The organism is Methanosarcina sp. WH1, assembly GCF_000970005.1.
In the GTDB taxonomy this organism is placed as follows: Archaea; Halobacteriota; Methanosarcinia; order Methanosarcinales; family Methanosarcinaceae; genus Methanosarcina.
Genome location: NZ_CP009504.1, coordinates 2719426 through 2743605, shown reverse-complemented (window position 1 = coordinate 2743605; position 24180 = coordinate 2719426). Strand labels below are relative to the sequence as shown.

The window sequence follows — 24180 nt, the reverse complement described above, 5'->3', positions numbered from 1 at the left end:
GATAAAAGTAAAGTTGATATTTTCTGCGCTTTTAGTTTTTTTACTTACATCTAGTGTCACCCTAGCCGAATCTCAATACGGTTCAATGGATGTATATTATAACAATAAACTTTTGCCGGGAACGGAAGTGGCAAAACCAACCTTAAAAATAGGGGAACCATTTAGCATAAAAATTAGTTTAACAGTCAATCAAAAAAGCGACGTTTACGCATCACTTTCATGCATGGAAAAGAGTTCTTTTGAAATTATAGATGGTCCTACTGTGAGAATAGGAGACTACTCAAAAGCGAATATTTTAGAGGCAAACTCTACGATAGAATATGAATGGATGGTAAAACCGACTGAAAGATGGGCTGAAGGATCACTACCGTTGGATATATATTATGAAATTTATGACCATGGAAGTCCAGAGCCTCTTGTTAAAGGTGGTTTCACAGTCGTTTATCCCTATATTTCCAACGAACACTACGAAGGTGAAATCCCGACTTCTGAGGAACATCCAGTTTCGGAAACCGAACCTTCCTCGACATCCGCATCCACGCCAGCCTTTACACTCCTCGGCGCGATTTCAGTTCTTACATTGGCTTTTGCCCTGTTCCGCAGGTGAAAATCCTACATGGAGACTCATTTTGGGCTTATCCTATATATATTCTAAAAATACGAAATTCAAAAAAGTAAGTTTTGAGTTATAGGATAAGCTTGCTTTTTGGAAATTATCTAAAAGCTGTAAACTTCTCTTTTACTGCACCACATACGGGACACCTATCGGGTGCTTCTCCTTCGAGAGTATATCCGCAGACCTCACAGACGTGGACAGGCCCAAGGTCAACATCTTTTCCCGCATTAACTGCATCGAATGCTTTTTCAAAAAGCTGTTTGTGCAGTTTTTCAGTAGCATAGGACCATTCGAAACTTCTCTGTGCGAGTTTTTCTTCCTGGAATTTTGCTACTTCTATGTATACGGGATACATTTCCTCAATTTCAAATGTCTCGCCGTCGATTGCCAGTTGAAGGTTTTTCAGGGTATCTCCGGGGCCAAAAGCTGCCATGCTGTTTGCGACAAAGCCCCCGTTGAGGTGTTTCAATGCTTTGTAATGGTCGCCTGCATGTACATATTCAGCATGGGAGATTGCACGGAATAAGCGGGCTACGTTTGTGAATTTTTCTTTTTCAGCCTGGTTTCCAAAGTGCAAGTATCTCATGTGTGCCTGGCTTTCCCCACCAAATGCATTGATAAGATGTTGTTCTGTCATTTTTTTCATTTTATAAACCCCTTTTAAACAAAATTCGATAGTTTATAACTTCAGGACTTACGTACTTTAGGAGTAAAATAAATAATGGATGGGCCTGTCACAGATATTCTAATCGAGACCGTTTGAAGTTTCATGCTATTTTTTTCAGTTAAACTGTGTAAGTCCAGGCTTGCTTTTTAATTGAGTTCAGAGAATAAAAACTTTTTTGGTTAGGAGAGCATCTTAAAGCAATTCCCCTGGGAGATGTTATTCTAGACGGTAAATAATTCATGGAGAAATCTTGGATAAAAAATGGGGAATATAAACAGAATACTTTTTTATATTTTTTATATTTTTCTCATTCTGAATTGAGATCTATATGTCCATATAAGCATATTGAGTAAATTATATCTTCTTTTTAGCTTCATGACAACTATAAATTCATCATGAAGTTAATCATGATACAAAACGTAAATACAAAATATGGCACAATGTCCGTATTGTGGAAAATGTTTCAACAGTGAAAAAGGCGTATCAGTTCACCTGCATTCCTGTTCGAAGTGTTCCGGTTTTGATATTTATATGAGGGGACAGAAGAAGCGACTCTGGTCCAAAATCCAGTGATTTTTGCATTTTTTGATTGAAACACTGAATTTGCACAAAGAATTCAGACTTCGACTAAACTCAATATTCGACATCTATAGACGTCAATCCTGATTACGTATTCAAAGAATTATAACCAATTTTGAAATCCAGTGATTTTTGATTTTACATTCATCACTGGATTTTGGAACTGAGTCGAAGAAGCAGCGAAAAAATGAAAGTGATAAAATTCTTAAAACACATTGAGAAGATGAAATAAAAAATGGTGGAGTACCGACTTCCTGATATGGGGATTCTGGAGACGGAATTAGCTCAAAACGTGCCACGAATGCAATTCATAGGTTTACCAAGCCGGGTTTCGTGCCCGATTATCCTGATAGGGTCCAAATAAATAATACATTTAACCGCAATGTCTAATGTGATTGATTTTGTTACTTAAGTGCGTAAGTCCTACTTTTATTTCAAGGTAATTAATTCCAGGGTTTAAAGCTGAGTAAGTATAATTTGACTCATTTGGAAGCGGTGGCGTGAACATACTCTGTTGATTGCAGCGGGGTGTGCCAGTGGAACTTTGATTAAAGCTCTCTTTTTGAGTAATCATTAAGTTTCTTACAATGAAATCAATCCTAAACAAATCCTGATCGAATAACAATAAGATGGGATTGGATAAAGGAAAATAGTGATTAAATTCAGTCACTCTGTTTGATTTAAGTCAATTAGTGTAGAAGTTTTTATAATTATTTCTTCTGCTATAAATCTGATAAGAGGAATTTCCATCTTCAGTTGCCTGTCGTGCTTAAATGGCATACAAATGAATTTATTTCCTTTTTTACTGTGAACAACAGAATTCCTTACTTTATATATTCTTTCAGCAATCTTCACTATTATTTCTTTTGGATTTGCATTAAAATCGATACTATATTTTCCTAAAAATGGTACTGGTTGGCTATAATGATGAATTAGGCTTGAATCATATCTCGAAATCTGATTTTTCAAAGTATCATTATCTATGTATTCTTTTAAAGTAAGTCTCAAAGATTCTAATTCATCGTAATTGTATTCTGAATCCCTTTTCTTGAGACTTTTTTCTATTATTTTTATAAGCTCAGTTATATTTTCTGTTTTGTTATAGGAAAAACTGGGGTCGGTTATTTTATTCTTTACAGAATCAAGAAGATATTTATTATAAACCTCCTCAAAGGAATATTCTAGTATGTGGTAAAAAGCAAGAAACTGAAGATGTGGATTTTCGGTAGATATCGCTGTCTCGTAGTGATAAACTAAGTCAGAAACATAAGTTCTTTTTGGGCAATCAATTTCGTTGAAGGATAATTTCCCCTCTGTTAATCGCTCAGCAGATGGAAATAAACCGTCTATTGATAGTTTTTTAGCTAAAGGAATGTTTAAATTGTACGAAATATTGAATATATAAGCATCACTTAATTTACTAAAAGAACTGTAATCTAAAGGCTCTTTCGAATTAAGTTGTAGAGTAACTAATTTTTTTTGGAAAAGTATCAACAACTCAATTAAGTTATGAGGTAATGTTCTTCGATCATTAAATGTGACTAGATTAATATAAGATAAACCTACTAAAAGGTAAATAAATTTTTTTCTTTCATCTTTGCTCATATTCTTATATAAGAAGACTAGAAACAACTCTGATAAAGGGGCTATTTTATAAGTTAATTTATTGTAACTATCTACTTTTTCACTATTAAATATATTATGAATAATCTTGTTTTTTTCTTGGTCTCTTACTTCAAGATCAAAATTAATTAATGATTCATAGAAATAGTCATTGAAAATTATAGTTTCTCCTTCTATTGACACCGAATGCAAAGGAGAAAATAGTTGGTCAATGTATTTTTTACTTACAGAAGAGGACTCAACTGAATCTGAGGTAAAAAGAACACCACCAAAATTAAGAGTACCAGATACTTCGATCTTTACCTCTTCTTCGCTAATGCATGCATACTCTCGAAAATAACCTTCTATGCTTTCTTTCAAATATAAAAAAAATGAGTCACTATCCTCCAATTTACTCCTCCAAATACAAATTACCAGTTCTTCGTTGTTATTCATCAAAAAGATTTTGAAATTTTTGCGTATTTGATATTCAGAATTACTATTAATGCAATATTCAGAAAGTATTTGCAATGACTGCTCAAAATTACAATCCATGATAATTTATAATTTTCACATTTCCTTACGCTCTTTTAGTTCTGAATTTAGCGTTTACTCTGTTTCGCAGAGGGTGGCGGTTTTTTAGAAAGGTCTTAAGGAGTGATATCTATAATCTAGTCGTCTTTTCTCAAAAATGAAAATGTTTTTTACTGTAATCTCTTTATTGAACTTGCATATTTGAGTTTTACATCAGGTTTATGTTTATGAGCTTGTATTCCGGTGTTTCGGGTGTTAAACTCCCTCATTCAACTGAGACGTGTTTTTCTGGAAATAAGTTAAATACTAATATACAAACCCTTATACCATTAAAACCAGAGACTGATATTCATAGTTCAGGAAACACGGATACTCCACACAGCAGACACGCACCTGGGATACCAGCAGTACCATAGTGAGGTACGGAGGCAGGACTTTTTAAAGCTTTTGAGGTAGTCATTCAGGATGCGGTTGACATGCAGGTTGACGCTGTCTTATGCAGATCAGCTGATAATTACTCCTATAGCCGTATCCACTTTCCTGACAATTCTAAATTTACATTTCAATATAATATTTGTTTTGAGATAGTTCACTACCCTGACCTTCAATATTTTCTAATTCTTTTATCTTTTTATTTTTCCAGATCAAGAGAGCAATTATAGAAATCATTAACCCCGAAATTATAAACATTAAGGCAATTCCTCTGCTTTCTCCTACTCCAATAATAGAACCAGTTGTTTCAGACAATAAGCCCTCAGGTTCTAAAAGTGGATTGAATATTTTATCTGCTAAAAAACCTGCGACTGCAAAAGCTATGATGGAGCCGAGATAAGTAACCATTGAGATAATCGACCAAACACGTCCCTGCTTGCTGTTGTCGATATTCTTTCTGATTAAAACTTCGATAGAGGTATTAATAAAAGGCAGGGTGGCAAAGAATAGAAATCCTGCTAAAGTGACATAAGCTATATTTGTTGAGAATCCAAGATTGGCAAAAAATATGCCTGAAATGAATAGTGAGATTGATAAAGTTTTTACATATTTGTTTTTGTTGCCAAATACCCCGATAAACAGGCTTCCGATCAGTATACCTGATGCACAGATCGATTGAGTGATTCCTGCTGCTTTTACTGTAGTTAAATTCAGCAGCATCGGAATAATAAGAGATTGAAGCAATCCGACAAAAAAGAGCACGAACATGGTAGTAATAACCAGATTAACCACACCTCTATTTTTCGAAAATTCCTGAATACCTTCTTTAAGGTCAGCCATGTTGTTCTGTTCTGGTTTCGTAATTTGTGTTATGCCTGAGATATTTCTTATCCATATAACAATGGAACTGGCAATTAAAAAAGTGGCAACATCAATTAAAAAAACAAATTTGATATCCATTATTGTGAGTATAATTCCGGCTAAAAAAGGAGAAATTAAATATTGAGCTGAACTTGCTAATTGCACTAATCCACTTGCTTTAGCATATTGATTTTCAGGCAGGAGGTCCGTAATCAGGGCCTTATAGGCTGGGTCCTGAAAAGCTGAAAACGTTGAACTGATTGCAATCCCAAGATAAATTTGCCAGAGTTCAATATTGCCTTTTAGCATCATAATAAATATGAAGAGAAGCCCAAGAGTTGATCCTGAATCCCCTAAAATCATCATTAAACGCCTATCATGGCGATCTGCCAGTATACCTCCATAGGGTTTCAGTAAAAATGGTGGCAAAAAAGCACACATGAGTATAAAGACATAGCTTGAAGCTGTGCCTGTTTGTTGATATACATATATTCCTAAGGAAAAAATAGTAAGGCCACTACCTATTATTGAAATGAATTGTCCAAACCAGATAAAAAGAAATTTGGAATAGAGATTTTGGGAGTTATCTGTCATTCAGTTAACTCCGATGACCCTTTCATTCTCGGTAACTCGTCAACTCCAGTAGTAAGATGTTCTTTTGAAAAAACCATCTCTTTATCTAATATGATAATTATGACAGCAACGACAGTAATAACCACTGTTTCAATGCACTTTGAAAATTGGGTCATTTGCAGAGCTTCCTGCAAGAAATTGATGGAAATATGAATGATAATCGCTGCCAGAACACTTTTTCCGTTTTTTATGTAAATCCAGCTGATAATCACTCCCATAGGGATGATGCTGACAAAAAAATTCACCGCATACAAGATGTTTTCGTGGAAAATCTCGTACTGATACATGTTATTGATAAAGATCAGCGGGAAGTGCCAGAGCGACCAGAGTATACTGAAAACAATCGATGCCGTAAAGAAAGTGTGTCTGCTTTGCAGACTTTCAAAGCCGTATCCTCTCCATCCAAGCTCTTCAAAAATTGAAGCCAGGATAAGAGTAAGAAACGCAGGGACTAACCCTGATGAAAAAGAGTAACTTTCGGCAAATTGAAATTGAGAAGTCGATCCACCAAATGGAAGAGAAAGAAAGATAGATACCAGAACAGTGAGTGGCATTAGTAAAATAAATGCCAATAGCACTTTTGGCCTTATTAACCTGAGATCAATAAATCGGTTGATAAAATCCTTTTTTAAATCCGAATTTTTAGATATAAAAATCATAAATAGTGCAGTAAGAAAAGGCACCATCAGTCCAAGAAATAGTAATAATTCATACAGTCCGCTATCATCATGAAAACTTAAATATGCCGCTGGAAACCAGAGAGCATAGGTTATAATATAAACCATAATATAATAGGTTCCGGGTTTGTACCTGTGGTTAAGAATCATCTTTCCCCACCTTTTAATTACCATGACTGTTTCTGATTTTTATATCTATTGAACCTGATTTTTGCAATTAAAAGCAATAAATTTGTCATTAATTTTCAGTATTATGTAAAGCATGTGACAAATTATAATGTTTATTCTATTTATGACATATATGTTTTTTTATATTAATATGTGATTTTTTTATAAAAAGAGCAAATTTTAATCACAGAGTAACCACTCCAATACATTAGTCGAATTGATTAAATATAATTTTCAGGTTTCGCTAGATTAACATGAGCTTTTAACCACGGATTTCTGGAAATGAGTTAAATACTAATATACAAACCCTTATACCGTTAAAATCAGAGACTGATATTCATGGTTCAGGAAACAAGGATACTCCACACAGCAGACACGCACCTGGGATACCGGCAGTACCACAACGAGGTACGGAGGCAGGACTTTTTTAAAGCTTTTGAGGTAGTCATTCAGGACGCGGTTGACATGCAGGTTGATGCTGTCGTGCATGCTGGAGACCTTTTTGATTCGAGGAACCCGACCCTTGAAGACCTTCTTGAGACTATGAACCTCCTGTTCCGGTTGAAGGCTGCAAATATACCGTTTCTTGCGATTGTCGGGAATCACGAGAGCAAGCAAAATACCCAGTGGCTTGACCTCTTTGAGGAAATGGGACTCGCGGTAAGGCTCGGGAAAACACCCCAACTGGTAGGAAATACAGCAATATACGGGATCGACAGCGTTCCGAAGTCAAAGATTTCTCTTTACGATTATTCAGGGTTTGAAGTTCCGGAATCCCTGCCGGAAAACTGCAGGAACCTTCTTGTAATGCACCAGACCGTGCAGCCTTTCCCGTATGCGGACTGGGACTGTGCTGAGACGCTTGAAAACCTTCCCTTTAAGGTTGATGCAATTCTCCTCGGGGACTACCACAAGTACGAAAAAATAAAGGTCGGGAAGACCGATACCTGGGCTACATACCCGGGCAGTACCGAACGCAATAGTGCATCTGAAAGTGAGCCCCGTTCTTACAATATTATCACTCTTTCCGGGGAAGGGCTGGAAATCAGTAAGCGTAGCATCCCTACCCGAAATTTTCTGTTTATTCCGGCAAAACTTGATGGGGAAGAAAAGCCTTATGAACAGATATTTTCTGCCATTAATGAGCACCTCGAAGAGCTTCCGGACTCGGTTGTGTTCCTGGATATCTCAGGAGACCCAGGTCCAGTCCTTTCCTTCAGTGAGATTGAAGAATACCTGTTGAGCAAAGGAGCGCTGGTGGCAAGGGTCAAAGACCTCAGGATAAAAGAAGCTCTTATCGAAGAGGTTGTGAAAGTCACATTTTCTGACCCTGACCATGCGGTTGCCGAAGAAATACGCAGGCTGAGCTTAAACGACGGTGGGCTGATAGTCGATGAGATTATCCGGAATCCGGGTGTGCCAAGGTCAAGAGTGGACGAAGAGACCGAGAGCCGGCTTTCGGGTTTGATTGAAGCACTGGATTTCAAAGACCCGGATTTCAGGATAGAGATTCCTGTTAGCCCTGTTAGCTCTGCCATGATTGAAGAACCTGAAGAATTCAAACCAGCAGGCGCAGATGGACAGGTTAAAAACTTAGAGTCCGCCGGAGGGGCTGAATTTGCGGCGGAAACTGCCAAAAGATCTAAAATTCTGAGGGCTTTTGCAAGAATTGAAAGCTCTGAATCTCTCAATAATAGTTTTAAAGGCCCTGATGAGGATCCTGAACCTCTTAATAAGGCATGTGAATCTCTTGAGGAAAGTCCTGAACCTCTTCATGCCCCCGTAATATGTGAAAATACTGAATCTGTAGGGGCATCTGTAGAGATTGAAATGCCCAAAAATGCTGCTAATTCTTCGGCTGAAGAATCCTCCCCCTATGAAACTTCTCAGAAAACTTCAGGGGCTTCGATAGAATCTCCTGCAGAAATCCCTGGAGAAGGTGGAGAAAGAGCTGAGCTCGGGATAGATGCCGGAAATAAAACCGAAGCCGAAGAAAAAGAGGCTGGGAAGCTTTCCGAATCTGGGGGAAAAACCAGTTCAGAAAAAGATGGAGAGGGCAAAACCGAAAAACCTGAGGATGAAAAACCAGTTCAGATGTCGGCTAAATCCGGAAAATCGGTAAAACAAAGCCATAGAAAAGGAAAAGAAAAGACTGCTGTGCCCAAACAGTATAACCTTGGTGATTACCTGTGAAGCTGAAAAATCTGTACATAGAAAATATCCGGAGCTACAAAAAGCTGGACTTCACCTTCGAAGACGGAGTGACAGTTATTTCCGGGGTAAACGGGAGCGGGAAATCAAGCCTGCTCGAAGCCTGCTTCATGGGGCTTTTCGGGAGCAAGATCCTTTCAAAGGACTTTGTGCTTGCGGACATAATCTTCAAAGGAGCTGAGAATGCAAAAATCAACCTTGGCTTTGAACATCTCGGGCGGGAATATCTTATTGAGCAGGCTTTCAGGTACTCTTCGAAAACTGAAAATGCTTCAAGCTCAAAGTGCGTGCTCTATGCTGACGGGGAAAATATTGTCGACCAGGCGACCCGCACCTATGAAGAGGTCTGTTCCCTCCTGAATATGGATGAAGAGGCATACAGGAATTGTGCTTACATCCGGCAGGGGGAAATTGACGTGCTTATCAATGCAAAGCCAAAGGACAGGCAGCGCATGATTGACGACCTGCTGCAGCTCGGAAAGCTTGAGGAGTACCGCGAAAGGGCAGGCTATGCGAAAACGGCAGTCAGAAGGCTTGAGAGGGATGCAAAAAACAGCTTTTTGGGTGTGAAAGCCGAAATCGAAGGGCTTGAAAGCACCGAACCCGTTGCAGCTCTCAACAGGCTCAGGCAAAAAGTGAAAGAAACTGACGTTGTCTTAAACGAGCTTAATGACAAAAAAGAATTTGCAGCTGCCCGTAAAGGAGAACTCGATATCAAGATTGCAGACTACAGGGAACGCCTGCAGGAAATTGAGGCTTTGAAACAGGCTATCCGTAAGTCTCAGGAGGATAAGGCTGGCTGTTTTAAGGAAAAGGAAACATTTTCCGGGGAAGTGCGGGAGCAAAGGCGTATTTTGCTCGAACTCGGGGAAGAAAATGCCGGTTTGAGAGAAGAATATGGTTTTGGAGACCTTGAAATTGAATCTCTGCTTCTGGGCAAGGAAAAAGAGGAGTCTTTTGCCAGGGAAAAGGTAAATGCCGTATCAAAAGAACTTGCTCTTCTCCAGAAAGAAGAAGAAACCGGCATACAGGCATTACATGAGCTTGAAAATGAGAAAGCTGAGGCTGAACGCACCTTGATTGAATGCAGGGCGAGTATCGGGGCTGCAAATAAGGAAATTGAAGGGCACAGAATAAATATAAGGAAGTTCGAACAGGAAAACAAAAGGCTTAGAGAAAAAGCAGGCTTTAAAGAAGGCTCCGGGGCTGCTGATGAAATCGTTCAGGTGATTAAGGAGCTTGAAGAAAAAGAAAGCCTTCTCAGGGACCGGAGAAATGAAGTTTCGACAAAGCTTGGGCTTGCCCTCAAGGAAAAAGAGACCGGGGACCTGAATCTTGCCGAGCTTGAAAAGGAACTGCAAAACTCCAGGGCTGCGCTTGGGAAAGGAAATGCGGAAATCGAGGCTCTTGAAAAGGAACTCAGGGACAACTCAAAAGCAGTACTGGAAGTCCAGGAGCAGAAGTCCGAAGTTTTTGAGGGGTTCAAAGAACTAGGTTTTGCCGAGGACCAGCTAGAAAACCTGGAGGATTTCAGCGAGCTTTTGCTGGAAAACAAAAACAGGTTGCATGGGCGGGAAAAAGAGCTTGAGGCTACTCTAAGGGAACTTGAAAAGAGCCTCCGTAAAAACCGGGAACTGCTTGCCGAGGGGAAGTGCCCTACCTGCGGGCAGGAACTCAAAGGGTCAGAAATTGCATGCACAGCCGAAGAATGCGAGCTGAAAAAAGAGACTTTTGCCTCGGAACTTGCGGACATAAAACTCCAGAATGTGGAACTTGAGAAAAAACTCACCCGGCTCAAGGACGCAAAGAAGCTAGTAAAACGAATCTCGGATTATGATATTGAGATTGAAAAACTCCTGGCGAAAGCAAAAGCCTCCGAGAAACTGATAGAGACACACAGGGCTCGGACAGAGGAAGATTCCCTCAAGCTCGAGAGCCTTGCTAAGCGAAAACAGGAACTTGAAGCCATAATGAGCCAGCTCCTTCCTGAAATTAAAGCTCTGAAGGATCAGGAAGAGAAAGCTCAAAAAGCACACATTGAAGGTGAAATTGCTCTTCGCGAGGCAAAAGCTTTTGAAAGAAAGCTTGCCGAAAACGCCTCTGAAATTGAAGCCCTTAACGGAAAAATCCGTACATCTCTTGCCCTGATTGAAAATTACGGGCAGAGGCTTGGAGAGCTCAGTGAAAAATTGAAGGCATTTGCAGGAAAGGAAGCTATCTCAAAAGAAAAACTCAAAGCTCTTGAACTTGCCCTTGAAGCTATGCGGAAAAAGGAAGACGAAGCAAAACGAGCCCATGCAGAATGTGAAAAGCTTCTCGGGCAGGCAAAAAAGCTCCAGGCCAACCTGCTCCGCATGGAAAATCTCAAACATAAAATCTCCGAGCTTGAGACTGCCATAAGGAACCTGGCAGAAAAGGTGGGGTTCTTTGACCGTGAGATCCTTGAACGCAGTGAGAGGATAAGGCAGCTGAAAGAAAAACTGGAAGGAAACAGGCTTGAAGAACTCCAGGAGAAGCGCGCTCAGTTTGAACAGGCGCAGGTAAATATTATAGAAAAAATCCGGGAAGTAACTGCCGAGAAAGATGTCCTTCTTAAAGAAATCGGCATGACTGAAAACAGCTTAAAACGCCTCAGGGAACTCAAAGAAGAACTGAAGGCTCTTGAAAACAGGCGGCTGTACCTTGAAGCCGTATACAGCAATGCCGAAGAGCTTGAAAACACCTATCTGCGCGTCCGGGCCGATATGCGGGCAAGGAACATAGGTGCCCTTTCCGTCCTCTTAAATGAGATGTTTAGTTTCATGTACACAAACAATGCTTACTCCCATATTGAGCTCGACCCCGAGTACAATCTGACCGTCTACAGAAAAGACGGCACTCCTCTCGAGCCCAAACTCCTCAGTGGAGGCGAGCGTGCAATCTTCAACCTTGTCCTGCGCTGTGCCATTTACAGGCTCCTTGCTCTTGGTTTTGCCGGAGACCAGGCAGAAGGGCTTCCCCCTATGATCCTTGATGAACCCACTGTTTTTCTTGATCGCGGGCACATCCAGCAGCTTTTGAAACTCATAGACATGATGCGCAGCATCGGAGTCGGCCAGATCATAGTGGTCTCCCACGACGATTCCTTGATCGATTCGGCAGACCACGTCTTCCAAGTAGAAAAAGATCCCCTTACCAACATGTCCTCAATTACCAGGCTTTGAAAGGTCCTTCATTACCAGTATACAAGGTAGTTGAACAGTTCGTCAGTCTGCTCTTTGTATTCCTCAAAAAAGCTGTGGTCCTTTACAAGGTAACCTTCGCCTTCGGATGGTAGGTCTTCTAGATAACCATACCAGTAGACAACCATGCCTTCTCCGAAAATATTGGCATATTCCCCGAACTGTTTCTTTGCGTAATGTTTATGCTCTAATTCATCCCCAAAGAGGGCTTTGCTTTCAATCCACCTGACCATATGGTCCTCTATGCAGATAGGGTCCGAAAGGACAAAATCAGGGGTCTTGCCGTCTCCATGAGCTCTGATTTCAGCTTCGGTGCAGTAAGAAATATTTCTGTCGTCAAGCCATCTTTGGATTATTCCCTCTCCCATTTCACCTTTTTTGCACTGCATCTCATGGGCGCGGGGAGAAAAGAAATAGTCTGCATCAAGGGCTTTCCCAATCTCTTTTCTCAAGCGGCGGTTTTCAATACAGTCGAGATGCTTGAAGAGCCAGTTTATGCTTTTTCGGGACAGGTCACAGTTCTTGAGAATCAGGGAAGCCATGAGGGTCGGAGGAAAATACGTATACTCTGCGAGTTCAAGAATAGACCTCCCCTTCTTCCACCTCGAAAAGAGTTCCTTTTCTCTGGAATAGATTCTCCTGTGCTTGAACCTTGTCATTTTCACTATTTTCTGATTAAGAATGGTAGCAAGCATGCCTGCAGGTCTGGAATATTCCTCTGAAAGGCGAAAAACGTCTCCAAAGTTATTCAGTGAACTGTATATCTTCTGGTATGTCTGGCGGTCCATCCTCAATCATCATATTCCTGTTTTTGTTTTTAACATAGAAAATAAAATCGAATAACATGACTTGCTTTTAGCATAGAAATTAAAATCAAATAACATAAACGAAAAATTTCAGAAGGGATTAAACCCGGAATCAAGCCGCAATTCCGGGAGGATATCCATCAGACAGGTTCTGCAGACCTGCTTGGAAATGTTTAGCTGGAGTTACCCTATAATTCTACTCTTATAAGTTAATTTTGAGTTAGTCAATGTTATCTCTTTCCTCAACAGAGGTGTTTTTAACTCCAGAACTCATCTTCGCAATTATTGGGAAGATCTATTTCCATCACTTCATCAAGTTTTTTGCGTTTATTCCTTTTTTCAGTTTCTTTTCCTGGTTTTTCTTCCCTGCTGGAAGGATATATATTTTTCTTTTCTGCTTCATCACAGGCTACAAAGATTGTTGTATGTCTATCTCTGGAGATTACTTCCTCCTGGGTTTTTGGTTTTTCCGGAGCCTTTGGACGTGCCTTTGCATATATAATCGGGTTTTCTTTTACTTTTTCTACAGAATCTTTTTTCAGCCTGGACTCCAGTCTAAGGGAAGCTTTTTCAGCCTCGTTGGAAGCCCGTCTTCTTTGCAGCCTTTTCTCGGGATCTTTGTCAAGACTTTCTTCATAACTTTCTTCATAACTTTCTTCATAACTTTCTTCATAACTTTCTTCATGACATTTTTCCATTTTTGCAGTCACGGGTGCTTCGCGGCATCCAAAGAAATATTTCTGGGTGTTTTTTTCCGAATTCTGAGAAGGTTTTTCTTCCCTTCTCTCAACAGGTCTTTCAGGAGGGATTTCTACTGACCTGGTAGGAGCCCAATCTCCTTTTTTCGAGGAGTTTTTCATTCTGGACAGGGGCTGTCTCCCTAACTTACGGAATGTGTCTTCAGCATAGGTATCTTTCTTACGGTCATCCATGCCGGACCTGACTTTACTTGTTGCATTGTAGCCTATAAGGCAGGTTGGTTCTCTTGTTCTCCATTCCAGGCAATATAGATGGCATTCCAGCCCTTTACATGTCTGGGTTTCATCAAGCGGACAAACTTCTGGAAGGGTCATAATACTAAGAATGCGCAGAACATAAAAAATAGTTAACGGTTATAAAATTAGAGTAAATGATTAAAACTCTGAAATGGCTCAAGGTTCGTACTTCATAATCTGTTACTTTTACTACGCTTGATGAAAACCTATATTCTACAAAGCAGGTCGATTTTTATAACTGAATATACAGCTCTTCTGATGTTTGTTTGGCTACGCGTTCGTCGTCGCGGAAGAAGTAGCTGGTGGATGTGCCGTTGTCTATTTCGTAGAACTTGTTTATGTAATAAGTGAATTCCTCGTCGGAGTTCTGTTTCTTGATTCTCTGGCTGTTTGCATCGTACCAGTATTTTTTCCACGAGGGAATTGTTAATGGAGTAACGAACTGGGGTTATTCGGAACTATTGAACATATTAAACTGGGATACCTGTAATGTATATTGTAATTCTCGTTTTTTTAATAGTTTGTAATTCTCGTTTTTTTAATAGTTTGCGTTTTACATTTATTCAATAGAATAAAAAGAAAGTAATATTATTATCAGCAGGTATGTCCAGGGTATCGTGAATGAGGGATGCAAAGGTACAACAATATATACTTTCTATTATATGGCGCTCAAATGACGCAGTTTGGAATCAATAACCTGGATAGGGGACTGAAACCAATAATAATATTTTTATTGATACTGTTATCCATAGTTCAATTGCTCAAACGGGCACGGGATATAAAGGTCTTCAAAAGGTCTTTGAATCAAAATTAAATCCCTGAAAGGGTTTCTGCAATAAGAGGGGCAACACTCAGCCTGCTTTCAGCCTTTTCGAGGGTATCGGTTGCGATAATATCTTTTACTCCTGCATTGAACAGTCTTAGAGTTGCATTTCTTGTAAGGACAGGGTGCACACAGGCAAGGTGGACATCAACTGCTCCCTGGGCTTTGAGCATCCGGATTGACTCAGCCATTGTTCCCCCAGTTGCAATCATGTCGTCTACAAGGACAACGTGCCTCCCGGTTACATCAAGGGTTTTTGTCTTGATCACAACGGTATCCCCGCTGAGCCTTGTTTTCTGAAGGTGGTCATGATCAAAATCATGCCCTGAAGACACATTCTTCACAAGCCCCTGAGCTCCCTCGTCTGGGGCAATCAACATGGGATTTTCGAGGCCAGAGCCTGCGATGTATGTGCCCAGGAGGTTTGCCGCATCAAGATTTCTGGCGGGGCAGGGGAAGTATTCAAGTACACTTTTTTCATGAATGTTTACTGTAAAAACCCGGTCAGTGTTAATGCAGCGGGCAATAGCGCGGGAACTTATGGGTTCACCTGGTTTGAATTTCTTGTCCTGCCTGGCATAACCCATGTAGGGGATCACAACATTGATTTCAGCTGCCCCTTCACAGGCATCAATAAGCTGAAGTAGAGCTACAAGATCGGAATCCGTGGGCGTGCTCTGGATAAGGGTCACTTTTTCGTTTTCGATTTCGTCTGCGATTCTAAGGTAATGTTCCCCGTCAGGGAAACAATTAAACTCGCAGAGTACAGGCTCTGTCTCTAGAGCCCTTGCCGTGCGGCTGGCAAGTAACTGTGATGCTGGTCCACCTATGATCTTCAAGATACATACCTCAGTTTGCCGTCTTGATATATCCCATCCTTTAAAAAGCTTATTTTAAATTGCCCCTTCTTTTTCCGGTGTTTACATCTTCGAACCTTTACCCTTTGAGCTTTTCAAGCACCCTGATATTTCGTATCAATGTATGTGGGTAATTTCCGCTCTCATCCTTTTCGGCAGATTTCACCATATCCCAGATAGTAAGCAGCGCAACCGAAACTCCTGTCAGGGCTTCCATTTCAACCCCCGTTTTTCCGACAGTCCGAACCTCCACAATTGCAGAAACCGCATCTTCCCCTACCTCAAAATCCACATCTATCCCTGTTATCGGGATCTGGTGGCACATGGGGATTGTCTCGGGAGTCTTCTTTACAGCAAGTACGGATGCAACCCTTGCAGTTGCAAATACATTTCCTTTCTCAACGGTCCCTGTCCTTATTTTCTCCAGGGTTCCTGCGGAAAGTACAATTTCTCCTGCAGCTCTTGCTAGCCTGGGAACAGGCTTTTTTTCGCTAATATCGACCATTCGCGCCCTGCCGGCTTCAATATGAGTAAATGACTTTTCCACTAAATCACCGCGTTTTTCGTATTTATCTGGAATTTCATTAATTTTTAATTTTTTTGTAATTTTTTACCTTCAATTCCCAGGTTCTTAAGTTTCTTAATTTTCTGTTCAGTCAATCCGGATTTGTTTTCGCTGTGAGTAATCCTGTATTGCCTGTTCCAGTTTTCCTGCAAGTTCCTCGGCTTCTTCAAGGTTAAACTTCATAATCTCTTCATCTTCCCCGTGAAAAATCGTAAGCCTTATTCTTGTCCTTTCGATTTCTACATCTATTTTTCTCTCAAAATCATGTGTCATACTCTGTTACCCCCCTTCCCGACATACAGTTTCATATTATTTATAATACAGGATTTCCATTGTAATAGTCCAGATTCTCAGATAGTCCGGATTCTCAGATAGTCCAGATTCTCAGATATTGCTTGAATTTTCTGGATATTATCTGATTAATGAGCGGTTATTATTTGAATATTGTTTAATATTGCTTGATTATCGTTCCATCTGAATATTGTTTCTGCGTCATTTTATCTTTTTAGAGCTGTTTTTATAGCTATAACTCTTTCATCCTATTTCTGCCTCTTTGATTATTTCAGGGATCTTCTTAATCACGTCAGTTGCAAGCAGTGCATTTCCCGCTTTCTCGAACGCCAGGTCGCCGGCTGCCCCGTTAATGTAAGCTGCACAGGCTGCGGCAAGAAACGCAGGGTTTCTGGAAAAAATAGATCCTGTCAAGCCTGCCAGGACATCTCCGGTGCCTCCTACAGTCATGCCCGGGTTTCCTGTCCTGTTCAGAAGGGTCTGCTTCCCGTCAGAAATAATGTCTATCTTTCCCTTCAGGAGCGTTACCACTCCCTTTTTCTCTGAAAATTCCCTTACAGCTCTTTCACGGGCTTCAAATGCCTCGGGGGTTTCCATATTTCTCAGGCGGGTAAATTCTCCTGTATGTGGAGTCACTATTATTTCACAATTCCCTGTAAGGGTTTTAAATATAGGGCCTGAAAGGGCGGAAAGGGCGTCGGCATCAAGGACTGCTTTCCTGCAGAAGGGCAGGATCTTTCTGACAGCTTCAAGGGTCTCTGCTGTTCTCCCAAGCCCCATCCCCATTACAACCACATCATGGGAATTGATGAGGTCAGGGAGGATGGACAGGTCTTCGGGGCAGAGTACGTTTGAGGAAAGTTTCCGAACAATGAGATCCGGAGAGTAAGAAGCTACAATCCCGGCTACAGATTCAGGTACTGCTGCTGTTACCAGGTCTGCCCCTGCCCGGAGGGCTGCAAGGGCTGCAAGCGCCGGAGCCCCGGAGTAAGGGCCACCTCCTATGATAAGGACCCTTCCTGCATTTCCTTTATGCGCTTCAGACTTCCTCTTCTGAAGCATCTGCAGGTCACCGGGGCCCACATATTGTTCAGCATCCGCGCAGACTCCGATTTCTGCAACCTTTATAGTGCCTGTATGCTCTTTTGCCTGCTCCCCCAGTAGCCCGGCTTTCATACGGTGAAAGGTTACTGTAAGGTCTGCATATACGGCTTTTTCAAAGCCACCCCCGTCAGGGTCAAGCCCGGAAGGGATATCTACGGCAATTATAATTTTTCCAGCTTTTCCTTTGTCATTTATAAGGTCAATTGCAGTTGACTCCGGCTTCTTTATGTTTCCCTTTACTCCTGTGCCGAAGATGGCATCCACCAGCATGTCGGCTTCCGAAAACCATCTCGAGGTTGCAAGCTGGCTTGAATCCCGGATTTCAAGTGTCTGCACCCCGCTGAACCTCAACAGGGAGAAATTGTGAAACGCTTCTTCAGTCCCTATATCCCGGGCTTTTCCAAGCAGAATCACCCTTACACTATATCCGGGAATGCCTGCAAGGTGCCTGGCAGCAACAAAAGCATCGCCTCCGTTATTGCCCCTTCCTGCCACAAATAGTACCTTTCCGCTCCCAAGCTTTTCCTTTATATTCTGTGCAATAGCTGCGCCCGCATTTTCCATTAACTGAAGCGGGAACATTCCCATATATGAACAGTTGGTATCAATCGCCTTCATCCGTAAAGAACTGATATATTTCATGCTGATTGCCTGCAGGTTTTTTATTAATTGTTTCATTGAAGTTATTTAATACTGAGGAAAATTTATCCTGTGTCATTAACTATATACGCTACATTCCAATATAACATGTATATCGGCAGAATTCAGATTAAAGCCATAAGAACCCGGGCTATACCGTAAGAAACAGGTTTATACAGGAATAGAAGGTCAGTTTGTTAAGGTCAGTTTGTAGCCTGAAATGTTAACTCCGTAATAAGTAACTTCATAAATAGTGACAAATGTATAGTAAGAGTTGGTAATTTAAGTTAGCAGATTTGAGAATTACAGGTTAATATTCAGCACTTAAATTGTAAAAACGAAAAAGAATCTACAAATTAAAATGATTTTATAACTCGGATTTGGTATTGAAATAACCTTAAATATTCTTATGTCTAACAATGTAATGTTTTTACATTATTCCTTTATTGAGATAAAAATAGAGTGAAAAGTAAAAAATTGTAAGCAGGCAGAAATTTGATTAAATGTTTGCTTTCCTTTGCACGTGTCTGGACTTACATGAGAGCAGGAGGATAACTTTTGGCTAATTCTTCAAAAGATGTGGATAGCAGCCTTAAGAGCACAGTTAAACCCAGGTACCTTATTCTGGGTAGCGGTAGTATTGGTTTTGCGCTTGCAAAAGAGCTCAGGGAAAGCAATAAGCTTGTAATCATTGTAGATAACGACGAAGCCAAGGTTGAGACTCTCAGAGAAGAAGGCTTTGAAACCATTCTTGGAGATATCTCTGACCCCGAGCTCGTTAATAGTATTGACCTTAAAAATGTCGTTGCAATACTCTTCCTGAGTTCCAATAATGAGGCTAACAGGAAAGGAATTGAAAACTTTAAAAAAGTAGTAAACCCGGATATCCAGATATTTTCCCGCGCCTCGGATATCATCAATAAAGAAAAGATGGAAGGGCTGGGTTCCGATCACGTTTTTATGCCCTCCAAGCTTGTTGCCAGCTCCCTTTCCCGTTCCCTTGAGAGAGCGGAGTCAGTCCACAGGGGCAACAGGCTTGCCAGATGGCTGAAAGGGATCAGGGAGAAAAAACTTGCTATCGTAATCCACGACAACCCTGACCCGGATGCGATATCCAGTGGGCTTGCTTTAAAGGAAATTGCAAAAAGCCTTGGGGTTGAGGCAAATATCCTCTACCACGGAAGGATCGGACATCAGGAAAACAAGGCTTTTGTAAACCTTCTCGGGATTGACCTTGGCAAGATGGAAGAGCATGACTTGAAGAACTTTGATGAAATTGCTCTGATAGACTGCTCAATCCCCGGTGTTAATAATATGGTTCCCCTTAACTCATATGTAGGCATCGTGATAGATCACCACCCACCCGGAGAAACCGAGATAAAAGCTGATTACATAGACATCCGGCCTAACTTCGGAGCAACAGCTACTATCATGACAAAGTACCTGCAGCAGCTAAATATCAATATATCGAAGACTCTCGCAACGGCTTTACTTTATGGAATCAGGACTGACACGCAGGACTTCAAGCGGAAAACTGACCCTGCAGATCTCTCAGCTGCTTCTTACCTCTATCCACTTTCGAATCATGGGATACTGGACCAGCTAGAGCAGCCTTCGATGGCTATTGAGACTCTTGAGGTGCTCGGGGAAGCCATCAGAAACCGTCAGGTACTCGGGAGTTACCTTCTCTCAAATGTAGGGAACATCCGCGATAGGGATACTCTTCCTCAGGCTGCAGATTACCTCCTGAGCCTTGAAGGAATCTCCACAACTGTTGTCTTTGGGGTCACTGAGGAACGCATCTTTATCTCGGGGCGCAGCAACGATATAAGGGTCAACCTGGGAGAGATTATGCGCCAGGCCTTTGGAGAAGATGCCGGGGGGCATGCAAATGCAGCAGGTGCCCAGATCCCCCTCGGAGTTTTCAGTTCCACAAAAGATAGGCAGACACTCTTAAGGCTCGTTAACGAAGCAGTCGTCAAGAGATTTCTTAGTGCCGTTGGAGTTGAAAGTACAGGAGAATAAGTCCTAAGTACAGGAGAATAAGTCCTCGGGAAAAAGGTAGTGTTTTCAGTAGAAACGCCATCATCAAACTTTCTAAGAGAAAATAAAAATGAATATGAAAATGAAAATGAAAATGAAAATAAGAACGAAAAGAAGGGGGGATTTTTTTTCTCTTCCTCCATTTATTCAGATTTCTTTTTTATTCTTTAATTTTTTTATTCCCTGATTTTTTCACTTCTACTCCTTGTCATACATTTTCTGCTTCAGTCAGGGGAATGACTCTATTCTATTTCCGTTTAAAATGTCGCTCTCAGTTACCTGGATTTCTGCAATAGTTGATTTATCTCCTGCAGTCAATGAATAAGCAGATGTTGCATGAACCCCTTTTCCTGTATTTTCGGTTGAATAGGGTACGGTTATCTCAAATAAACCTTTTTCATCTGCCACGTCACCTTTCTGATAGATAAATTTCCTGCCTGTATTTGAACTGAGCTCAAGTGTTGCCATCACTGTCTCATTAGGACTTACAGTACCTGAAAACTTGGCTCCCTTGACATATTCGAAGACCTTTACAGTATTTTTATTCCTACTCTCGTTTTCCGTGGAATTTATGGTGCTTTCGTGGATTAGCCTGAAATTTTCCAGGGCTGTTCCGTCAAGTTTATGAAGCTTATATATCTGAGTCTGCAGAAGAGCCTGTTTGGGAGTTGCAATGGTTTTGAGACCTGTATTTTCTTTCGTAGTTTTGACGTCGTAATAGTCCCCTATATTTTTTCCTGCTATCTCGGTAATAGCATTAAACTTACCTTCTGCCATCAGTGTGTCGGTTATTACGTATTTTACATTGAGCTTTTCAATTATTGTTTTTGCTTCTTCTTCAGAATCCGTTATGAAGAAGCGTGCAGAGTCTTCTACACCTGTCTGGAAGTTATTGGAGACTGCAGGTCTTTTTCCTAAATATACAATCCAGTTTCCGTAGTCCCACCAGCTAAGAACCCCGTACTCAGGGGTTTCTGAAGGCTCAAGATAATAGGACGTTGTAGGGGTTGAGGCTTCAAGCCATTTGAGGGAGTCCTGCCATTCTGAGTTAATTGAGGCTGCATCCTTTGCAGAAGCAGCACCTAACCATATGGAGGGCACAAAGACAAGCCCTATCAGTGCCACCCCTGAAACAAGTTTGAAATAGTCAGGTTCGGTAGCCGTACTCTTTGATTCTGCTGCATGTCTGTTTTTGGGTTTTGATTTCGTTTTTGATGCTGTCTTTTTTCCTGTTTGAAAGGCCGATTCCAAATTCTTTTCTGTTTTCTTTTTGGATTTTACCAGCTTATCTACTTCTTTTCTGAAATCAAGAGACTCTAACAAAACCCAGAGGATATATGCGGTAAGGATTGAGATATTTACTGCAAAAAGGTAGGCAAAACGTCTCTGAGAAAGGGCAAGATATGCATAAAATAGTGTCCATAAAAGGAAAAATACCCCTTCTGGCTTTGACTTTTCGCCTTTCAACTCAAGGCTTAACAGGAAAAACCCTGCCAGCGCTGCCAGGAAAGAAAGCCCGAAGCTTCCCAGTACCGATGAGAAGGTAAGTTTTCCCTGTGAGGTCAGAAACAGGGGCACTGCTTCGGAAATTGTGCTTATGTATTCACCTGCTCCCGAAAAGAACCTCAGGCCTTCAATAATGAAAGTGTAGTATTCGAAGGAAAATACCCGGAGGAAAAGAAGCCCTGAGCCGAAAACGAGTATTAAAATGCCAGGATAGTACTTCCAGTCCATTCCTTTCTTTGAGATATATGCTGAAAAGCCCCATAAAAGGAATATTCCGGCGAGCAGGATCATTACATAGACCACCTGGAACCAGGAGAGATACATTGCACTCATCTCAAACCCCTGACGGACAGCTCCTGCTGAGAGGGGAATTGTAAACAAAAGCGTTGTAATCAGAGCTGCAGCCGAGCAGATGAAGAGGTAATCTGATCTTTTTCCTGCTTTAAGGTCGAGTGTTGCCTGAACCAGTGCATAAAGAGCAACAAAACCAATAAGGGCAGGAGCTCCTATCCATGTATAGATAAGGAGCGAAAAAAAGAGCCCTGAAGCCGCTGCAAGCCCCAGAGGATTTATGAGTTTCTGATCTGAGGAAATGTTTTTGAGTGAACTTAACGAAAGTTTTCTCTCCCCTGCCAGCTTCAAGGAAAGTATGAAAAGTGCATAGGCTGTCGTTGAGAGGAGCACTTCAGCTACGTGATGGTCGACTGCCCCAAAACGGGATATGTATACATGGGCAGGCAGAAGCGCAAAAATGAAAGCTCCAAAAAACCCTGTTTTTCTGTCAAAGATTGAAGCCGCTATCACATAAATCGGAATTATTGTCAGGACTCCGAGCAGTACAGGCAAAAGAGCCCCTGCAAATTCGACAGTATGCGTGTCAGGCTGTCCTCCTCCCAGAATTATTGCAAGCAGGGCGCCTAACAGGTCAAAGAATGGCGGCCACCCAATCTCAAAACCATAAGGATAGTTAAGATAGCTATCAAAGTTAAGGGAATGGGGAAAGCTGGAAGCCGTATATAGAATGCGTCGCATATGATAAAACTCATCATATCCCGTGAAGGTTATGCTCCCGTTTGCAGTGAGTGAAGCATAGGTGAGCATGCGCATGATGAAGCCAGCTAAGAGCGCAGCTCCAAGCACGAAGATATTTTTTGAAAATCCATTTCGTGCGTTTTTGTTTTGATTGATTTTTTCTGACTTCTCCATATCACTCACATTTTTTTAATTAGTTCTTTGTTTTAGTTTCTATTTTAACTTCTATTTTATAAAAATCAGGCTTTTTAATGAAATGGGTTTCCACCCCTCTCCAGAGGTATTTATCTCATATCGCTTTTTACCATCATTTTTACCAGTTCTTCAAAACTGACCTTTGTTTTCCAGCCAAGTTTTTCTCTGGCTTTTGAAGGGTCTCCTATCAACAGGTCCACTTCAGTAGGTCTGTAAAACATCGGATCAACTTCTACGAGTACTTTTCCGCTGTTAGCATCCCTGCCGATCTCGTTAACTCCCTCTCCTTCCCATCCTATGTCAATACCTGCTTCTCTGAATGCAAGTTCTGTAAATTCTCTGACGGAGTGCGTTTCCCCTGTTGCTACAACATAATCGTCGGGTTTATCCTGCTGTAACATGAGCCACATGGCTTCCACATAATCCCCTGCGAATCCCCAGTCACGTTTGGCATTGAGATTTCCAAGGTAGAGTTTATCCTGAAGGCCTTTTTTTATCTTTGACACCGCTATTGTAATCTTCCTGGTAACGAAATTTTCTCCTCTCAAAGGAGATTCGTGATTAAACAGGATACCGTTGCAGGTAAACATATCATAAGCTTCACGATAGTTTATGGCAATCCAGTAAGCATATAGTTTAGCTATTGAATAGGGACTTCGGGGGTAGAAGGGAGTTGTTTCTTTCTGGGGAACTTCACGCACTTTCCCGAATAATTCACTGGTTGATGCCTGATAAAACCTGGATTTGTCTTCAAGCCCGAGAATTCTTATTGCTTCTAGAATACGAAGGGCTCCAATTCCATCCGAATTTGCAGTGTATTCCGGGACCTCAAAAGAAACCTGAACATGACTTTGGGCGCCAAGGTTGTAAATTTCATCAGGCTCTATGTCCTTAATAAGTCTGATAACGTTTGCGGAATCAGTCAGGTCTCCGTAATGCAAAAAAAATTTGGATTCCTTTTGATGTGGATCTTGCAGGAGATGATCTATACGTCCTGTATTACTCAGAGACGATCTTCTGTGCATTCCGTGCACTGTATATCCTTTATTTAACAGGAGTTCGGCAAGGTATGCTCCATCCTGCCCTGTTACACCTGTAAGTAATGCGACCTTAGACATTTTCA

Annotated in this window: 16 protein-coding genes and 1 pseudogene; 5 read left to right on the top strand and 12 right to left on the bottom strand. The window is 41.2% G+C overall.

Annotated features, from left to right (window positions below; genetic code table 11):
- Position 1 precedes the first annotated feature (1 nt).
- Positions 2 to 607 carry a sarcinarray family MAST domain-containing protein gene (locus MSWH1_RS11995; protein ID WP_048130496.1) on the top strand — a complete coding sequence of 202 codons (606 nt, stop codon included), beginning with the start codon at positions 2 to 4 and terminating at the stop codon, positions 605 to 607.
- A gap of 106 nt (positions 608 to 713) precedes the next feature.
- On the opposite strand, the gene MSWH1_RS11990 is transcribed toward MSWH1_RS11995, so the two are convergent.
- Together MSWH1_RS11990 and MSWH1_RS11985 are read right to left on the bottom strand one after the other, a co-directional pair.
- Positions 714 to 1262, bottom strand: coding sequence for a rubrerythrin family protein (locus tag MSWH1_RS11990; protein ID WP_048128827.1), 549 nt, complete (start codon positions 1260 to 1262; stop codon positions 714 to 716).
- A gap of 1266 nt (positions 1263 to 2528) precedes the next feature.
- Positions 2529 to 3875 carry a hypothetical protein gene (locus MSWH1_RS11985; RefSeq protein ID WP_156148170.1) on the bottom strand — a complete coding sequence of 449 codons (1347 nt, stop codon included), beginning with the start codon at positions 3873 to 3875 and terminating at the stop codon, positions 2529 to 2531.
- 474 nt (positions 3876 to 4349) lie between these two features.
- Here MSWH1_RS11985 and MSWH1_RS20895 point away from each other — a divergent pair.
- A pseudogene (locus MSWH1_RS20895) lies at positions 4350 to 4495 on the top strand (DNA double-strand break repair protein Mre11); the annotation flags it as partial.
- A gap of 58 nt (positions 4496 to 4553) precedes the next feature.
- Here the strand turns inward: MSWH1_RS20895 and MSWH1_RS11980 are convergent.
- On the bottom strand, positions 4554 to 5885 hold the full coding sequence (locus MSWH1_RS11980; RefSeq protein ID WP_048128824.1) for an MFS transporter: 1332 nt from the start codon (positions 5883 to 5885) through the stop codon (positions 4554 to 4556).
- The gene (gene mmrce1 / locus MSWH1_RS11975) at positions 5882 to 6751 is read right to left on the bottom strand and encodes an MmRce1 family CPBP family CAAX prenyl protease (RefSeq protein WP_048130495.1); all 870 of its coding nucleotides are present in this window, start codon (positions 6749 to 6751) and stop codon (positions 5882 to 5884) included. The genes MSWH1_RS11980 and mmrce1 overlap by 4 nt, the downstream gene beginning before the upstream one ends.
- Before the next feature lie 357 nt (positions 6752 to 7108).
- Here mmrce1 and MSWH1_RS11970 point away from each other — a divergent pair, with 357 nt between their 5' ends.
- Complete coding sequence (locus MSWH1_RS11970) at positions 7109 to 8962, top strand: exonuclease SbcCD subunit D (RefSeq protein ID WP_048128823.1); 1854 nt, start codon at positions 7109 to 7111, stop codon at positions 8960 to 8962.
- Complete coding sequence (locus tag MSWH1_RS11965; protein WP_048128821.1) at positions 8959 to 12183, top strand: DNA double-strand break repair ATPase Rad50; 3225 nt, start codon at positions 8959 to 8961, stop codon at positions 12181 to 12183. The genes MSWH1_RS11970 and MSWH1_RS11965 overlap by 4 nt, the downstream gene beginning before the upstream one ends.
- Before the next feature lie 11 nt (positions 12184 to 12194).
- Here MSWH1_RS11965 and MSWH1_RS11960 read toward each other — a convergent pair whose 3' ends face one another.
- The 6 genes from MSWH1_RS11960 to MSWH1_RS11930 all read right to left on the bottom strand — a co-directional run bounded on the left by MSWH1_RS11960 (position 12195) and on the right by MSWH1_RS11930 (position 18284).
- Positions 12195 to 12989, bottom strand: coding sequence for a C15orf41 family protein (locus tag MSWH1_RS11960; RefSeq protein ID WP_048130493.1), 795 nt, complete (start codon positions 12987 to 12989; stop codon positions 12195 to 12197).
- A 275-nt stretch (positions 12990 to 13264) separates the two neighbouring features.
- The gene (locus MSWH1_RS11955) at positions 13265 to 14080 is read right to left on the bottom strand and encodes a hypothetical protein (RefSeq protein ID WP_048128820.1); all 816 of its coding nucleotides are present in this window, start codon (positions 14078 to 14080) and stop codon (positions 13265 to 13267) included.
- A gap of 732 nt (positions 14081 to 14812) precedes the next feature.
- Positions 14813 to 15664: a ribose-phosphate diphosphokinase gene (locus MSWH1_RS11945; RefSeq protein ID WP_048128811.1), complete on the bottom strand. Its 852-nt coding sequence runs from the start codon at positions 15662 to 15664 to the stop codon at positions 14813 to 14815.
- Positions 15665 to 15761: 97 nt separating this feature from the next.
- Entirely contained in the window at positions 15762 to 16229 is a 468-nt protein-coding gene (gene moaC / locus MSWH1_RS11940) for a cyclic pyranopterin monophosphate synthase MoaC (protein WP_048128805.1), read from the bottom strand.
- Positions 16230 to 16334: 105 nt separating this feature from the next.
- The gene (locus MSWH1_RS11935) at positions 16335 to 16520 is read right to left on the bottom strand and encodes a hypothetical protein (protein WP_048128803.1); all 186 of its coding nucleotides are present in this window, start codon (positions 16518 to 16520) and stop codon (positions 16335 to 16337) included.
- A 261-nt stretch (positions 16521 to 16781) separates the two neighbouring features.
- Positions 16782 to 18284, bottom strand: coding sequence for a bifunctional ADP-dependent NAD(P)H-hydrate dehydratase/NAD(P)H-hydrate epimerase (locus MSWH1_RS11930; protein WP_048130491.1), 1503 nt, complete (start codon positions 18282 to 18284; stop codon positions 16782 to 16784).
- A gap of 555 nt (positions 18285 to 18839) precedes the next feature.
- Between MSWH1_RS11930 and MSWH1_RS11925 the strand changes: the two genes are divergently transcribed.
- Positions 18840 to 20306, top strand: coding sequence for a DHH family phosphoesterase (locus MSWH1_RS11925; protein ID WP_048128801.1), 1467 nt, complete (start codon positions 18840 to 18842; stop codon positions 20304 to 20306).
- A gap of 246 nt (positions 20307 to 20552) precedes the next feature.
- Here MSWH1_RS11925 and MSWH1_RS11920 read toward each other — a convergent pair whose 3' ends face one another.
- Together MSWH1_RS11920 and gmd are read right to left on the bottom strand one after the other, a co-directional pair.
- Complete coding sequence (locus MSWH1_RS11920; RefSeq protein ID WP_082088130.1) at positions 20553 to 23036, bottom strand: oligosaccharyl transferase, archaeosortase A system-associated; 2484 nt, start codon at positions 23034 to 23036, stop codon at positions 20553 to 20555.
- A gap of 110 nt (positions 23037 to 23146) precedes the next feature.
- On the bottom strand, positions 23147 to 24175 hold the full coding sequence (gmd, locus tag MSWH1_RS11915; protein ID WP_048130488.1) for a GDP-mannose 4,6-dehydratase: 1029 nt from the start codon (positions 24173 to 24175) through the stop codon (positions 23147 to 23149).
- Positions 24176 to 24180: the final 5 nt, after the last annotated feature.